The sequence below is a fragment of the Crateriforma conspicua genome, from assembly GCF_007752935.1.
GTDB classification, from domain to species: Bacteria; Planctomycetota; Planctomycetia; order Pirellulales; family Pirellulaceae; genus Crateriforma; species Crateriforma conspicua.
In genome coordinates, this window is sequence record NZ_CP036319.1 from 3,725,262 (window position 1) to 3,740,530 (window position 15,269).

Below are 15,269 nucleotides of genomic sequence, written 5' to 3' on the forward strand. Positions count from 1 at the left end.
CACCACGTATCGTCGATGGCACTGATTGTACTCCGCTGTCTGTTCATCGCTTGTGCCGGCGGCGTGTCCGCTGCGGTCATCGATGCGACAGTGCCGACAGGGGCGCCATCGTGGGTTCCCTACGCCCTGTTCACCTCGGTCATGGCGGGGGCGTCGGCCGTGGTTTTGGGTGACATCTATATCCCCAAGAAACGCATCGACACGATCACCGCGGTCTATTTCGGCGTGCTGGTCGGGGTCTTGTTGACGTTCATCTTGTGGATCGCCATGGCGCCTATGCTGGAACAAATGGTCAACGGCCGCGCGTTCCAATTGGTTGTCGGCTTGGTCTTGGTGTATGTCTGCACCAGTTTGCTGTTGCAAACAAAAGACGATTTCCGGTTTCTGATTCCTTACGTGGAATTCGTTCGGGAGGTCAAAGGCTTCAAGCCGCTGATCCTGGACACCAGCGTGGTCATCGACGGACGCATCGCCGACTTGGTGGCCACCGGGATCTTCGACAACCAGTTGATCATGCCGCGATTCGCGTTGACCGAATTGCAGGCGATCGCCGACAGCAGTGACAAGCTGCGCCGGACGCGCGGCCGCCGCGGACTGGACGTGCTGAACCGTTTGCGGGCCGACGAAACAGTCGATCTACAGATCTTTGATCGCGAGCTGCCCGAATTTGCCGGCCAATCGGTGGACTTGAAACTGGTGCTGTTGGCCAAACACTTGGAAGGCAAAGTCGTCACGGGCGATTTCAACCTGAACAAGGTCGCCAAGCTGCAGGGCGTTCCGGTGATCAACCTGAACGAAATCAGCAATTCGCTCCGCCCGGTCTATCTGCCCGATGAAGTTTTTCGGATCCGCGTCATCAAGCCCGGCGAAGGCCCCGAACAGGGGATCGGGTACCTGGACGATGGCACCATGGTCGTCATCGAAGGTGGACGCAAACGGATCGGCCAAGAATTGCAGGTGCGTGTGACCAGCACCCTGCAAACCAACGCCGGAAAGATGATCTTCACCCGCTATGACGGCGACGCCAACCGCGGCTGATCGTCCGCCACCGATGGCCGACGCGATCGTAGGCTGTCCGAATGTGAAGATTGATCGCTCGCTCGTCCGCCCATGCGTTGAGCAAACCTTAAGTGCGGACGCCGCGACACGCTACGACCCACCACAGAATGCTACAATGTGGTTGCGTCATGATTCGAATCGTTTCAGGGAAGCCGAACGCCTATGCCCGTCGAAATGCAGCTCGCTCGGATCATCATCTCCGAGCTGACCGACAACCAAGTCATCTATCTGAAGGAAGTCAACGGCGAACGTGAGTTCCCGATCTTGATCGGTATCTTCGAAGCCACCAATATCGATCGCCGCGTTAAAGAAGACTATCAGCCGCCGCGTCCGTTGACTCACGATCTGATCGTCCGTATCGCCGAAGCGCTGGATGCGACCGTCGAAAGCGTGATCATCAGCGACCTGAACGATCACACTTATTTCGCTCAGCTGCGATTGATCCGCAGCGACGGTGAAACCATCGATATTGATTCCCGCCCAAGCGATGCGATTGCGGTGGCCGTGACTTTCGACCCACCGCTGCCCATTTATGTCAGCGAAACGGTTTTGGATGAAGCCACATCAACGACTTCGTGAGCCGCGTCGCCATGAGATGTCTGACGTTACGCCGGATTCGCCGCCACGCTTTGTTCACCGTCGCGATCGCCGGTTGGTTGATGGCAATGGTGGTTTCGCCGAGCTTGGCACAAACACCGTCGGTCGAAACAGACGACGAATCGTCACCATCGATGTGGCAGATGGTTTCCGACGCGGATCGAATCGTCTTTCTGGGTGACAGCATCACTTTTGACGGTCGCTATGTCGCGGCCATCCAGCAATGGCTGCGCGGCCAGCGTCCCGATGCGCCGCCGGTCGTGATCAACATGGGTTTGCCCAGTGAAACCGTTTCCGGCTTAAGCGAAGATGGACATGCGGGCGGACGGTTTCCACGACCAGATCTGCATACACGATTGGATGACGTGCTGCGGGTCAGTCGGCCTGATTTGATCATTGCCTGTTACGGCATCAACTGTGGAATCTATCAACCGCTCAGCGACGAACGGTTTGCCGCGTTCCGCAATGGCATTCAGCGATTGCATGATGCTGCGGTCCAGCGTGACATCGCCATCATTCACGTGACACCGCCCTCGTTCGATGCTTCGCGGTTTCGACAACCGATCGACGGGGATTACCCGGCGGTGATGCGAACCTATGCGGACTGGCTGCGATCAATGCGATTCAGCGGGTACGCCGTCATCGACTTGCACGGCCCAATGAGCGACGCGTTACACAATCAAACGTCGGTTGCTTCATCGTCGGAGCCTTTGCAACCCGATGGAGTGCATCCCAGTGATCGCGGTCATGCGGTGATGGCCACGATCATCGTCAACGCATTGGGGCAATCTCGATCATCCAAAGATGCCGCGAATGCTTCTGAGTTTAAACCGGTGGCGGCGCCCGAACACGTCAAAGCGATGCGTCTATTGCGTGACGCTTTCGTAACGGCCGCAGGCCATCAACGTCCCGGAATACCGCAAGGCTTGCCGATCGACGAAGCCGTCCGAGCGGCCGACCGAATCTTTGACCAGATCGAATCGAAACAACTGCCAGCTCAGCCGTAGGCTGGACCAAAAGCAACGCGGTTCCGGCATCCACTTGCTAGATCTCTTCGTCCACAAAAATGATGTGGCGGAAATAGTGTTGCGATTCAAAACTGGCACCCAAAGCACCGATCAACAAAGCCAGCGATGCGCTGAACGCCGCCATCTGAGGTCGATGGATCCACGACAAGTCGTTGGTCGTTTCAATGGTTGACGATGCCCAAGAAGCAATCAGGCCCGACGGAAACAACAATTGTGACAACACGGCACCAACCAAAAACAGTGTCAGCCAAGTCACCGTCATTCCCAGCAACACGATGGCGATCGCCAGCACGCTGGTAACCACCGTTTGCTCGCTTCGTCGTTTGCGTCGGCGAACCAACAATTGCTGTCGCGTCACCACAAAAATCGTGGTGGTCAAAACGGTCAACGCGACCAAGCCCACGATCCGTGGTGCACCTTGGGCCAGTGCCAAGTCCCAGGATTCCGCGGTCATGAATAAGATCGCCAGCGCCGAAAACGACGCGATCGTCAGCCGGCTTAAACGTTTGGGAAACTCCCACGGCCGAGCCGCCCAGATCGATCGATAAATCTGGGCACGATTGATCCATGCGGCGCGAATCGCAAACGCCGGTGAACTCAATTGTTTACCGGCCCCTTCTTCCAAACGCTGGTCAGCGATCGATTCCAAGACTTCCCGTTGTCGCTCCACATCCTCCGGCTGAAGCGCCGCCATCAAATCCAACGCCTGTGCATCGGGCGGGTGATACAGCAAGTCGTTTGGGTGATCGCTTTTGGGTAATCCGGTCAAGTGCCCGATCGCGTGCAACATCAAACGACTCAGACGTCTGGCGATTCGCTCGATGCGTTCGACGTGATCAACATCAACGCCCAAGGCTTGCGGATCGATCAGTGACAGCGAAATCACAGCCGCGTCCATGGATCGACTCAACGCCGCAAAACAATACGGCGAATAAATCCCTTCCAGTTCCGCGGAGGTCAGCACAAACGCAAAATCCCAGTGCCGCGCGTCACGTTCTTCCAGCGCCCGCTGCAACAACAAGGCCGGCTCGATCGATGTCGAATCACTCGTCGCACCGGCCGAAAGCTCCGGGCGTCGTATTTCGAAGAAATTGAATTCAAAACCGGGGAACATCTCAGTCAAACGAGCGTCCGCCTGTTCGACCGCCAGCTTGGCCGCCCGCGAATCGACAAAATCCAACGGGCCAGCAACGATCACACCGATTTCGATCAAATCCATCGGCGTCTCCGCATCCACGGACGTCTCCGGCGCATCTGACAGGATCTCGGTAGAACTCAAAACGGCAAACTCCGTCCGTATGGAACGCGACGCATCAATGGCGGGACTTCAATGGCGTCAACTTAATCCCGCTTCAGTGCACCTAAGATGCCAGAATCTGATTCTTCAGTGAAGACGACTGTTTAGCGACGCGCGATCGCCGAGGCGACTTAGGATCCTGGCCGCTGGTCCTGCAGCCAACGCCGCATGTCCTCATGAATCTGCGACGGCGAACGATCGTCGGACAACGGCGGCGAAGAGGCAATCGACAATTCCTTGGCGAGCATCCGCAGTGCCATCGCATGTAGTTGCTTCAACAGATAATCCCGTTCGGCGATCGCCTGTCGCAAGTCGGCCTTGGTTGCACGCGACTCCGGTGGATCGGGGGCGCCTTCGCGCAAGAATCGCTCGATCCAATCGCGATCGGGATCCACAGCGCGATGACATCGTCGGCAATACTCGACCATTCGAAAGAACCCACCCAGAACCAAACTCTGCAACTGGAACAACCCGCACGAACCAGCAGTCGCGATCGCTCAAAAATCACACTGCGTTTCCGCCGAAGTTTAGCACGTCCCAGCGGCCCTTCACGCCCGGCATCCTCTTCCATAACGGGCAACGCTGCGCCGATGCCGTGCTGACCACGCTCTGCTACTTGTCCCAATCAATCAGTCTCGATTGGGACACTGGATTGACATCAGTGCCTTTCGCCTCTGCATCAAATCGGCTGCGGTGGTCACGAATGGTCGCATCAGGCACCTCAGCATCCGATGACAGAATGTATTGCCAGGCCAATTTGTAGTGACAAAAGCCAGCCGGCACACAAAAACACAAGCTGTGATCCACATGGCCAGGCTCGACCATTGCCTGTCGATGGATGAATCCCCGGGCGGAAGATGTTAGATTCTTAGGAACCACCGCGGAACGAAATGCACGCGACTTTGGACAATGGATTCCCCATCCGATCCGATTGCGATGCGTTCAAGTTGCCGACGCCCGTTTCGAATTCGGGCCATCATGATCCCCACCCGAGAGTCCCTTGTCATGTCACGATTGTTTTTCGTTGCGTGCGTGCTGTGCTTTGCATCGACCGCAATCGCCCAGGTCTTCCCTAACGACTGGGAAAACGAGCGAGTCATTGAAAAGGGCAAAATGCCCCCGCGTGTTACGTCCTACTCATTCGCGACCGCGGAAGACGCGCTGCTGGGCGACCGAAAAGAATCGCGCATGACGTCTTTGAACGGGGACTGGAAGTTTAAATTCACGCCGAACGCCGAAGACCGCCCGGATGATTTCTTCGCATCTGATTTTGATGTGACGCAGTGGGACACCCTGCCTGTCCCATCAAGCTGGGAGGTCAAAGGCTACGGCCAGCCGATCTACACCAATTCGGTCTACCCATTCAAAGCTGATCCCCCGCGGATCGATCGCGAGAATCCCGTCGGGTCGTACGTTCGAGACTTCGAAGTCGACGAACAATGGACCAAGGACCGAATCATTCTGCACTTCGGCGGCGTATCATCGGCGTTCTACGTTTGGGTCAACGGCCAGTTGGCTGGCTACAGCCAAGGCAGCCGCCTGCCCGCCGAGTTCGACGTGACGAAGCTGGTGAAGCCTGGGACGAACCGTCTGGCAGTCCAAGTGTTTCGCTGGTCCGATGGATCGTACTTCGAAGACCAAGACATGTGGCGGCTCAGTGGTATCCATCGCGAAGTGCTGCTTCTTCGCCAGCCAAGGACTGCGCTCAATGATTTCTTCGTTCGCACTGATCTTGATGACGACTTCCAAAATGCGACCCTTCGGATTCGACCGCGGATCCTGGCCGATCGGCTGGATGGATGGAAAGGCTGGACATTGTCCGCTCAGCTTCATGACTCCACTGGTAAAGCCGTCTTGGATTCGGAGCTGAAGATCGACGTCGACGCCATTGTGAACGAACGATACCCACAACGAGACAATGTGAAGTTTGGGCTGATGGAAACAAACGTCGACTCGCCTCGGAAGTGGTCGGCCGAGCAGCCCTACCTTTACACACTCGTCTTCCGATTGACCGATCCCGATGGACAACTGGCGGAGGCGCGAAGTTGCAAAGTCGGTTTCCGCGAGATCGATATCAGTGAGAACGGCGAATTATTGGTCAATGGAGTGCCCGTCAAACTAATGGGCGTCAATCGTCACGACCATGATCACGTTCATGGCAAAGCCTTAACGCGAGCGGACATGCGAGAAGATGTTCGCCTGATGAAGCGATTCAATTTCAATTCCGTCCGAACATCCCATTACCCCAACGATCCCTACTTTTATGACATGTGCGACCAGTTCGGCATTTATGTCATGGACGAGGCGAATCTGGAGTCACATGGAATCAAGGGACAGTTGGTGAACGAACCGTCGTGGCACTTTGCCGTGAATGATCGTGTGATCCGCATGGTGGAACGGGACAAGAATCACCCCTCGGTCATTTCATGGTCGCTGGGAAACGAATCGGGATGCGGGCCCATTCACGCCGCGGCGGCTGGTTGGATCAAGGATTACGATCCGAGTCGTTTCGTCCACTACGAAGGTGCCCAGGGGGACCCGAGCAGTCCACAGTACAATCCAGCCGGTGGATTCGAGTCACAACGTTGGGCTCTGCCAGCCAATCCCGATGACCCGCCCTATGTCGACTGCATTAGCCGCATGTACCCCTCGGTCGATCAGCTGCGTGAACTTGCCGATGCAAAGCACATCCACCGTCCGATCGTGATGTGTGAATATGCCCACGCGATGGGCAATTCCCTCGGCAACATGAAAGAATACTGGGACTTGATCCGTTCGAAACCCAACTTGATGGGAGGCTACATCTGGGACTGGATCGATCAAGGCTTGCAAACCACCAACGAAGCGGGCGACCGATACATTGCGTACGGCGGGGACTTCGGAGATCAGCCCAACAGCAACAACTTCTGCCTCAACGGTGTGCTCAACTCCGATCGGACGCCGACCCCGAAGACCCAGGAATGCAAATACATTTTCCAGCCGATCGCTTTCGAAGCAGTTGACCTGACCAAAGGAACGATCAACGTCGTCAATCGCTTTCATTTCAACAATGCGGATGACTATGCAGTCCGCTGGTCCCTTTCCAAGGACGGACAGACGATCGAAGAAGCAGACTTCGGCACTATCGACCTCCCGGCAGGGCAAGCGAAGCGAATCACGCTTCCCTATTCGATGCCGATCGACGACAGTGACGCCGAATACTGGTTGCGTGTCAGCTTCCACGAGACCAGCGACCGCTTGTGGTGCGATCAAGGATATGAAATTGCGAAAGAGCAGTTTCAACTGCCCATGGAATCGCCGGCCTCCGACGATCCGCCGTCATTAGCAACGCTGGAGATTCGCGAACAAGCGGATCAATACACCTTTGTCGGAGAATCATTCACCGCACAAATCGACCGAACCTCCGGTGCACTTGTCAGTTATGAAATGGATGGTGTCCAGTGGATCCATAGCCCGATGCGAGCAAACTTCTGGCGTCCCCAAACGGACAACGACCGGGGAGGAGCAAAGACGCATGTTCGCCAAAAATATTGGAAGGAACTGGGCGACAAGCTGAAAACGCAGTCCGTTCGCTTGCAATCCTCCGAACCAAACACCGCGCACGTCACTGTCATCCAGGTCCATGACCGGTTGCGACTACAGATCGACTATCGCATCTCTGGCGACGGTGCCGTTGCGGTTACACTGGATCTGGACGCGGATGAAACGCTTCCCAACCTTCCGCGCTTCGGTGTCACCATGGGCATCTCCAAGGTCTTTTCCGCTTCGCAGTACTTTGGAAAGGGCCCGTGGGAAAACTACTGGGACCGCAACAGCGGTGCGGAAGTCGCACGGCATGTGCAGCCCACCGACGATCTGTATTTCGAGTACGCCATGCCGCAAGAAAATGGCTACCGAACCGAAACGCGATGGTTGGAATTGTCCGGTGAAGGCCAAACCATTCGAATCGACGGCTCGAAGCCTTTTGGGTTTTCGATTTGGCCCTACTCATCGGAAAACATTGACGAAGCCCGACACACCTACGATTTAGTGGAGCAAGGCTTTTACACGCTGAACCTGGATGACCGACAAATGGGTGTGGGCGGAACCGACTCTTGGTCACCCAAGGCGATGCCGCTCGAAAAGTATCGCATCCCCGCCGGGCATCGACAGTGGTCGTTCACCATTCGCCCCAAGTAACATCACGTCATTCACTGCAACCCATCAACAGCCCTGCTGCGTTTGAGGGATCAGAAGTGGATGGCGTGAACTTCGGCGCTAAGCTGCCGTGGGGTAACGTTTTCGGTCCGGATCACAGGGCTTTTGCATGAGCTTGAATTGTTTGACGCGACGTTTCGATTCCCTGGCTCCTTGACGCCCCGGCCGTTTTCCCGCATGAAGTTCTGATAGTGTTTCGAGCGGGTTTTCCCGTCGCTGTTGAAAACGTCCGCCCCCTAACCTTAGCGACGCGGCGAACTTTTCCAGTGCTTGCATTGCACCGGTGAAGTTCAACCGCGTCGGCGAAATGCGGAGCTTCGATGTGGACGCTATCATCGCCGCCCGGATCGGGGTGCCGCCAATCAAGTGGCTGTGAAATTCTTTGCGAACCATCGCAGGACTTTGGCAACGCAAGTGCTACATCCTCATCGGTGTCTGCAAATTTTAGGTCCATCCGGGAATTCTGTGGGTCGGTTAGAATTCTCCGCAAAGGAGGGCACCGATGCAAGAAACCGAATTCTACCAGCAGATCCTCGGACTCAAGCAGCCTTGGTTCGTGGCTGATGTCAAACTCGATCCCGAAGCCCAGCAAGTTGACGTGTACGTCGAACATCCTGAGGGAACCTCATTTTGTTGCCCTGAATGCGGCAAGGCCTGCTCGGTCTACGATCACACGAAGTCGCGTCGCTGGCGACACCTGGACACCATGCATTTCCGCACCGTCCTTCACGCTCAACCGCCTCGGGTGAATTGCCCTGAGCACGGCGTCAGGCAGGCGACGTTGCCTTGGGCGGAGAAGAGCAGTCGCTTCACTATTTTCTTTGAACGCTTTGCGATCGATGTGTTGCTCGCCACGCAAACCGTCCAAGGAGCCCAAGGCATCTTGAAGACAAGCTGGGACGAGACCTGGCACATTCTCAAAAGAGCAGTCGCTCGCGGGCAAGCTCGCAAGTCGGCAAAACCGATGCCGCGAATTGGCATCGACGAAAAGGCCTTCCGCAAAGGGCAAAACTACATCACGTTGATTTATGACCTTGATCGCAGCACCGTCGAAGCGATCTCCGATGGCAACGATACCGAGAGCGGAAACGCCTGTTTTTCGCAGCTTTCGCAGGAGCAACGCGATTCTGTCGAGGCCATCGCGATGGACATGAGTGCCGCGTTCGTCCGAAGCGCGAAGCAGAACATTCCAATGGCGGAGCACAAGATCGTGCACGATCGTTTTCACATCATGAAGCTGGCGAGCGAGGCGGTCGACAAGGTTCGCCGCGGCGAACACCGCCAACTGAAGAGTCAGGGCGATGATCGCTTGACGGGAACTCGCTATCTCTGGCTCTCGGGGCAAGAGAACCTGACTGACGCCCAGCGAGAACGATTCGACCGGGTCTACAAGCAAGAGTTGGAGACGGGAAAGGCTTGGGCCTATAAGGAAATGCTTCGCGATCTGTGGCACCATGAGGACGCGGGGTCAGCAACGCTCTTCTTCCAGGACTGGTACCGGCGAGTGATTCACACCAAGCTGACTCCGCTGAAGAAGGTCGCCCGCACCATCAAGGAACGTCTCGCCAACGTCGTCAGTTACTGCGTTCATGGAATCACCAACGCGGTAGCCGAAGGAATCAACAGCAAGATCATGTCAATCAAACGACGCGTCGGTGGCTACCGAAACCGAGAGAACTTCAAAACCGCGATCTATTTCTACTGCGGCGGACTGGATCTCTGCCCACAATAAACCCGGATGGACCAAATTTTAGATGTGAAGTTCCACCGACCAGCGGCGACCATAGATCAGTAGGTCACGCTGTGCGTGACGGTGTCTACGTCGCCCAGCGCCGCCCGCGGTCGGAGAGTCCCTGTCATGCGGAGCATGACCTACAGGACTGGACTAAGTTCGTGCCAGCCACGTTTTTGACAAATGGCATATCCGAAATTAGACTTTTTCGGATCTAATCATAGGCATACGAACGACAAAACTCGAATGAGACTTGTGAATTGATGAGAGTCCAACCTGCAGGTTATGTAGCCGTTTTAGTAATTCTCGTCTCTGGCACGTCGGCGGTTGAAGGTGGAATTGTCACCTGGATGGGTTCCTCGGGCGTGACACCAAATGCTGTCGGTTACTCACTTTTTGACAACTCGACTCCAGAAGATCCTGTATTCACCACACCAACACTCACGCTCCAGAGTGATAACGTTCTCGAGCAAATGTTCTACTCGATGAGTGGCACCCAGCTGAATATCCCGTCGCAGACGGTGGTCGATTTTGAGATGGCCTACATCTCCGGCTTCAGTAACCAAGTCTTTCGCGAAGTAGGCTTAGTCGCAGTCACAGTTGCCCCCGATGTCAGCGCAGTCCTTTTTGTCGGCAATGATGAGGTCTTCTTCCTCGACGGGCCCCTCTCTCGCGGACCCGAGAACACATCAGTGGATACCAATGCCTTCCACGATTACTCACTTGTGGTTGACGGGAAAACTTTGGGGAGCCCCATCCGTTTGTTTCAGGATGGAAACTTGATTCTTGCCGGCACGACTTACTCCAGCGGGGCCACGACAGAAACGATTTTGTTCGGTGACGGGACAACCAATGCACAGGGTGAAACGCAGTGGAGGTCATTCACCCACAACGCCTCAGCGGTCCCGGAACCTGCTTCCAGCCTGATGTTTCTTTTTGGTGTTGGCGCGGTCTCTCTTCAAAATGCCGTTCAGCGACGCAGACGTTTGGCAGGGGCTTCATCATCGCTTCTCAGTAGTCCACGCGACCGCCGGAAAACAAATCGGTGAAACGGACTTGGCTCCGCGTTACACCAAAGGGGTCAGGCGTCTTTTTTGAGTTGTGGAGCCGTGTTGAGAGGGCGGGAGTCGCCGGGGGCGACCCGTTGGTGCGCATTTGGGGTTCTTGATTGACGCTTATGAACCCAAACAGCACCTGAAAACTTGGCGAGCCTGCCGCCACTTTTCGAGCTCTTGGTTACATCACCGCAAGAGTGCGTGGGGTTCAGTGTATCCGTTCGATACCCTGTGTCTTCTTATCGTTTCTCAAGGTAGCCCTTCGTCGACCAAGATGCTCCAACGGAGAAAGTGGCCAGGAAAAATCGAAAAATAGGAAGCTTTGGCGCTCACTCGGCCTTCACGTGGGATCTCTGTTGAAAGACCCCCACGAGCCGAATCGGATGAGTCGAACGATGAAAGCGAACGAGCACCCCTCGGAACTCCGAAAAACGTTGGTTCCGATTGCATCCTGGATTCTGGTCTTGGCGTTGATCTGTACGCTTTTGCCGATGAAGCGATCCGAGAATTCCGTGCGTTCCGACAATGCGCAATCTACCGTCGATCGGCTGGTCCGATTTGATTGTTTGCAATTCGTAACCGACTTTCGGGCGATCAATTCGTAGACACGAGCTTAACGACGCGAGTTGTCTTCGATCGCGGTCGCCACCAGATCGTCCCAAACGAACGGTTCATCGTTCTGCTTCGCAAAGCAGACGGCACGCGCCAATTTGTCGACATCGGCCCCCATCAAGTGTGCCCTTTGAATCTGGTTAATGTCGACTGCCACGCCACAGTGGACAATCATCACGTAGGCGTCACAAATCGTTTTGACCGGCATCCCGCGAAGTCGCATTGCCAAAATCGTGAGCGGCGATGCCTTTCCGCCCGACAAGAAGACTTGCAACCACGGTCGAATCAACAATAGAAACACGGTCGCGACAACCAATATAAAGACGGCAAGAAACGCAGCAACAATGATGGCGATCAATTCGTTGTTCATGCTCGGGTTCTCGGATGTCCCTGGGGCAAGCGGCGTTAATCATGCAATTCAACTGTCTAGCCATGCAGGAACTGGCCATCCAAACACGGCGGAATCTTCATTCTTGCCTGCCAGTACCGGCAAGGAACGGATGTGAATCGCAACGGAAAGAATGCGACAACGTTGGATTGGTCACACTCTCCGGAGCTTGGTTCATTTGGATTCACGGCCCGGGACCAAATCCTCGTTTGACGAGGAAAATTGTTTCCAGTGTTTATCCACAAGGTCGACATCGACAGGCCCAGAGGTCACAAGATAGCGATACCGCGATACATATTCTTCACCGGGCTCGATTTTGAAATCGCCGACCACAGAAGGAGCGAAACAAAAGTACGGCTTATTTGGATGCAGCCGAACGGGTTGAGGTGCGCGGAAGTTGTCGGGATGACAGAACACTGTCAACGACACGTCCTGCCCTGCAATTTTGCCAGACATCGCAACCCAATGGGGGCGAGTATGATTGCCGTCCCAACGGTTCTTTCCTTCACTGGTCAAAAATTGTAGGTCACCGGGCTTAATCGTTCGATCCGCGTTCTCTTTCAGCCAAGTCGCATTTCCGCGAACCGCCATGCCACCATAGTGATACTCTTCGATCCTCAGGGGCTTGTCCGAGGCGCATCGCTGACGACTTTCAACGTCGAACAAAAAATGATCACTCGGGGTCAGATAGACGGAAACAGTCCAAGTCTCGTGAATCGCATCCACTCGCTCATTCCCCTGGCCAACAGTGAAGGCGTGCTTGACGCAAAATGAAACGCGCTTGCGAGATCGTTTGATCTCGGACACGCCGCGGAACTCGATGCCCGCCAATTGCTTCGCCTGGTTCCAAAAATCCACGTGGGTCCCATCAAACGTTGCTTTCGTCCAAGCGAAAAACAGGGCGTGCTGGTGAGCATGATCCAACGGGTAGTCTCCTGTCACTTGCTCGCCCGTGGGGGCAAACACCGGATGGATGTAGCCATTACGCTGGTAGTACTGATCCAGCCCTGACGGGACCGTCCGCGCCGTCTTCACGTATTCAAGCACAGGTTTCTGGCGGAGCGTGATGCGAATGGTGTCTTCCGTCTCCGTCAACACGAGGTCTTCGCCCTGAACAGCCAGCGGAACCGACGCAATGCAAAGCATCAGCGTCAGCGGTCCCGATAGGATTGGCTCACGGCGTGTCCTCGCAAGAGTACTCGTTGTGCTTTTTAAGGCTGCGCGCATTTTCGATGTGACTGCGAAAGGTTGATCGGCGTAAATTCCCGAGCGACGCTGACCATCATTCTGGATGCTGGTCGGGTCGGAACACTCGGGGCACAAGAACAACATCAGTTGCTGGCCCCGTGCTTAAAGCAGTGTAAACGAGTGACTGAAACGCAGGGGACAAGAGAACAAGACAGCGCAGGAATGGCGAACTTCGATCCGTCGCCTCCGCGTTGCGCCCCCGATGCAGCGTTTTTGTGACGCAGGCGCTGGGTTTCAAGTCAAACCAACCGTTTCGGGACATTCCAACGAAACCATCGACGATAATGAGAGACACGATCATCGGATGATCTGTCGCGTCGATGGCATCTTCAAAAGAATACGATGAGTCCAAAATCAGCGACAATGATCCCAGCGGTCGCTTGATAAAATTGGCTTGACGCGGCAAGGCGTCCCCCACATCAGTTACCCCTGAATGCTCGTTGCGGTCGAGTAGCCGACGATTGCTTTGTCGATGGATACAAGAGAATGAAGGTTGCGCATCCTGCTGAAACCGCTACACCTGGGCGTCCCGAAGTGGGCAAGGGAATACACCATGCCCAAGACTAAGGCAGGCCGACAAGACGTTCCAGAGAGTTGGCCTCTGGATCGGGAAGTCCTTTCCTTCAGAGCTTAGTTTGATCAGAAAAGGACGCTTGGTGAGAACGCCCGCGAGGGAGACAGAGGCATGCTCCAGTCAGCCATCGATGCCGAAGTTGACGACTATCTCCCAGCATGCCCATCGCACCGACGAGCAAGGACAACGCTTGGTCGTCAACAACGGCTTTCTCCCCGAGCGGCAGATTCTGACCGGGTCGACGAGATTTTCTTCACTCAGCGAAGAGCCCGCGACAACGACCCTGGTCCCGAACGCCGTGTCCGTTTTGCACCAAGTGTGAAGTCGAGCTATCTAAGAAAGACCTCATCGATTGAAGAACTCATTGCCTGGCTCTACCTCAAAGCGATCTCCACGAGCGATTTCGCGCAAGCCCTGGTTGGAGAGCGTGCAGCGGGCTTAAGTCCCAATGTTGTCTGTCGGCTCAAAAAACAGTGGTGCAGTGAGTACGACGACTGGGGCAAGCACGATCTGTCGGGCAAGCGGTACGTTTACGTGTGGGCCGATGGCATCTACACGAAGGTTCGCCTGGAAGATGATGCCGACTAAAAGTGATGTTTACTGGTCCTCATGGGCGCGACGCGCAGATGGTAAGAAGGAACTGATTGCCGTGCTGGACGTTTATCGCGAAAGCGAACAAAGCTAGAGTGAGTTGCTGATTGACCTGATGCAGCGCGGCTTGCAGAAGGCCCCGAGGATCGCCGTCGGTGACGGTGCCCTCGGTTTCTGGGCGGCGATCTGCAAAGCGTTCCCTGAAATGCAAGGGCAGCGCTGCTGGGGTCACAAAACGGCCAACGTTCTGAACAAGTTGCCGAGGAGCGTTCAGCCCAAAGCCAAAGGCGACCTTCATGAAATCTGGCAAGCCGAGACGAAGGATGATGCGGAGAAAGCGTCCGATGCGTTCATCTAAAAATACCCAGCGAAGTACGCTTAGGCTCGCGACTGCTTGAAGAAAGACCGCGACCTGCTGCTGACGTTCTACGAATTCCCTGCCGAGCACCGGATTCATCTCAGGACGACAAGTCCGATTGCATTGACTTTCTCGACGATCCGGCTTCGTCATCGCAAGACCAAAGGCAATGGCACTCGTCGTTCGAGCTTGGCAATAATCTTCAAGCTTGCCGAGTCAACCTCGAAGAAATGAGGGCGTCTGAACTGCCACGAAAAGATGACCCTCGTCATCGAAGGACGGTCTTTCTTTCAATGGCGGAATTCTGCAAGAACAGACCGCTGCCAAATTCAACACCTCGAAACACAACATTTTACGATTGCTCTATTCATCTATCTAACGCCCTGCTATCCAGACCCGAACCCGGTAGAGCATGTTTGGTCATCGACGAAGTGGGGTCGATTGGCAATCTGGCCCGCCCCGAACATCCACGTTTCATCGGAGCGCGTGAGCGAAGACTGTCAATGGCAGGCGAATCCACAGAAGGTGCTTCG

At 55.3% G+C, this 15,269-nt stretch carries 10 protein-coding genes and 1 pseudogene; 7 read left to right on the forward strand and 4 right to left on the reverse strand.

Going from position 1 to position 15,269, the window contains the following annotated elements; all coding sequences use genetic code 11:
• The first annotated feature begins 141 nt into the window (after nucleotides 1-141).
• The 3 genes from Mal65_RS13850 to Mal65_RS13860 all read left to right on the forward strand — a co-directional run bounded on the left by Mal65_RS13850 (nucleotide 142) and on the right by Mal65_RS13860 (nucleotide 2,663).
• Nucleotides 142-1,038, forward strand: a complete 897-nt coding sequence (locus tag Mal65_RS13850; protein WP_390621854.1) for a PIN/TRAM domain-containing protein — start codon at nucleotides 142-144, stop codon at nucleotides 1,036-1,038.
• Between the two features lie 183 nt (nucleotides 1,039-1,221).
• Complete coding sequence (locus Mal65_RS13855) at nucleotides 1,222-1,638, forward strand: bifunctional nuclease family protein (protein ID WP_145298605.1); 417 nt, start codon at nucleotides 1,222-1,224, stop codon at nucleotides 1,636-1,638.
• Between the two features lie 11 nt (nucleotides 1,639-1,649).
• Complete coding sequence (locus Mal65_RS13860; protein WP_165701263.1) at nucleotides 1,650-2,663, forward strand: SGNH/GDSL hydrolase family protein; 1,014 nt, start codon at nucleotides 1,650-1,652, stop codon at nucleotides 2,661-2,663.
• Nucleotides 2,664-2,700: 37 nt separating this feature from the next.
• Here Mal65_RS13860 and Mal65_RS13865 read toward each other — a convergent pair whose 3' ends face one another.
• Together Mal65_RS13865 and Mal65_RS13870 are read right to left on the reverse strand one after the other, a co-directional pair.
• Nucleotides 2,701-3,963 carry a hypothetical protein gene (locus Mal65_RS13865; protein ID WP_196784151.1) on the reverse strand — a complete coding sequence of 421 codons (1,263 nt, stop codon included), beginning with the start codon at nucleotides 3,961-3,963 and terminating at the stop codon, nucleotides 2,701-2,703.
• A 149-nt stretch (nucleotides 3,964-4,112) separates the two neighbouring features.
• Nucleotides 4,113-4,376 (reverse strand): hypothetical protein, encoded by a 264-nt coding sequence (locus Mal65_RS13870; RefSeq protein WP_196784152.1) that lies wholly within the window; start codon nucleotides 4,374-4,376, stop codon nucleotides 4,113-4,115.
• Between the two features lie 610 nt (nucleotides 4,377-4,986).
• Here Mal65_RS13870 and lacZ point away from each other — a divergent pair.
• From lacZ to Mal65_RS13885, 3 genes are all read left to right on the forward strand, one after another.
• Nucleotides 4,987-8,160, forward strand: coding sequence for a beta-galactosidase, LacZ type (gene lacZ / locus Mal65_RS13875; protein ID WP_145298609.1), 3,174 nt, complete (start codon nucleotides 4,987-4,989; stop codon nucleotides 8,158-8,160).
• Between the two features lie 520 nt (nucleotides 8,161-8,680).
• Nucleotides 8,681-9,910 (forward strand): ISL3 family transposase, encoded by a 1,230-nt coding sequence (locus tag Mal65_RS13880; protein WP_145292848.1) that lies wholly within the window; start codon nucleotides 8,681-8,683, stop codon nucleotides 9,908-9,910.
• A gap of 263 nt (nucleotides 9,911-10,173) precedes the next feature.
• Nucleotides 10,174-10,959 (forward strand): PEP-CTERM sorting domain-containing protein, encoded by a 786-nt coding sequence (locus Mal65_RS13885; RefSeq protein ID WP_145298612.1) that lies wholly within the window; start codon nucleotides 10,174-10,176, stop codon nucleotides 10,957-10,959.
• A gap of 619 nt (nucleotides 10,960-11,578) precedes the next feature.
• Here Mal65_RS13885 and Mal65_RS13890 read toward each other — a convergent pair.
• The gene (locus Mal65_RS13890; protein ID WP_145298615.1) at nucleotides 11,579-11,947 is read right to left on the reverse strand and encodes a flotillin-like FloA family protein; all 369 of its coding nucleotides are present in this window, start codon (nucleotides 11,945-11,947) and stop codon (nucleotides 11,579-11,581) included.
• Nucleotides 11,948-12,139: 192 nt separating this feature from the next.
• A complete protein-coding gene (locus tag Mal65_RS13895) occupies nucleotides 12,140-13,297 on the reverse strand; it encodes a DUF6807 domain-containing protein (RefSeq protein ID WP_315852808.1) in 1,158 nt (385 codons plus the stop codon).
• 469 nt (nucleotides 13,298-13,766) lie between these two features.
• On the opposite strand from Mal65_RS13895, the pseudogene Mal65_RS27590 reads away from it, so the two are divergent.
• Nucleotides 13,767-14,967: pseudogene (locus Mal65_RS27590) on the forward strand (IS256 family transposase); the annotation flags it as partial.
• Nucleotides 14,968-15,269 lie beyond the last annotated feature (302 nt).

Excerpts from the sequence above, each read along its gene's own strand:
- Mal65_RS13850 (WP_390621854.1), top strand. The coding sequence starts at position 142 with ATGGCGGGGGCGTCGGCCGTGGTTTTGGGTGACATCTATATCCCCAAG.
- Mal65_RS13855 (WP_145298605.1), top strand. The coding sequence starts at position 1,222 with ATGCCCGTCGAAATGCAGCTCGCTCGGATCATCATCTCCGAGCTGACC.
- Mal65_RS13860 (WP_165701263.1), top strand. The coding sequence starts at position 1,650 with ATGAGATGTCTGACGTTACGCCGGATTCGCCGCCACGCTTTGTTCACC.
- lacZ (WP_145298609.1), top strand. The coding sequence starts at position 4,987 with ATGTCACGATTGTTTTTCGTTGCGTGCGTGCTGTGCTTTGCATCGACC.
- Mal65_RS13880 (WP_145292848.1), top strand. The coding sequence starts at position 8,681 with ATGCAAGAAACCGAATTCTACCAGCAGATCCTCGGACTCAAGCAGCCT.
- Mal65_RS13885 (WP_145298612.1), top strand. The coding sequence starts at position 10,174 with ATGAGAGTCCAACCTGCAGGTTATGTAGCCGTTTTAGTAATTCTCGTC.
- Mal65_RS13890 (WP_145298615.1), bottom strand. The coding sequence starts at position 11,947 with ATGAACAACGAATTGATCGCCATCATTGTTGCTGCGTTTCTTGCCGTC.
- Mal65_RS13895 (WP_315852808.1), bottom strand. The coding sequence starts at position 13,297 with ATGTTGTTCTTGTGCCCCGAGTGTTCCGACCCGACCAGCATCCAGAAT.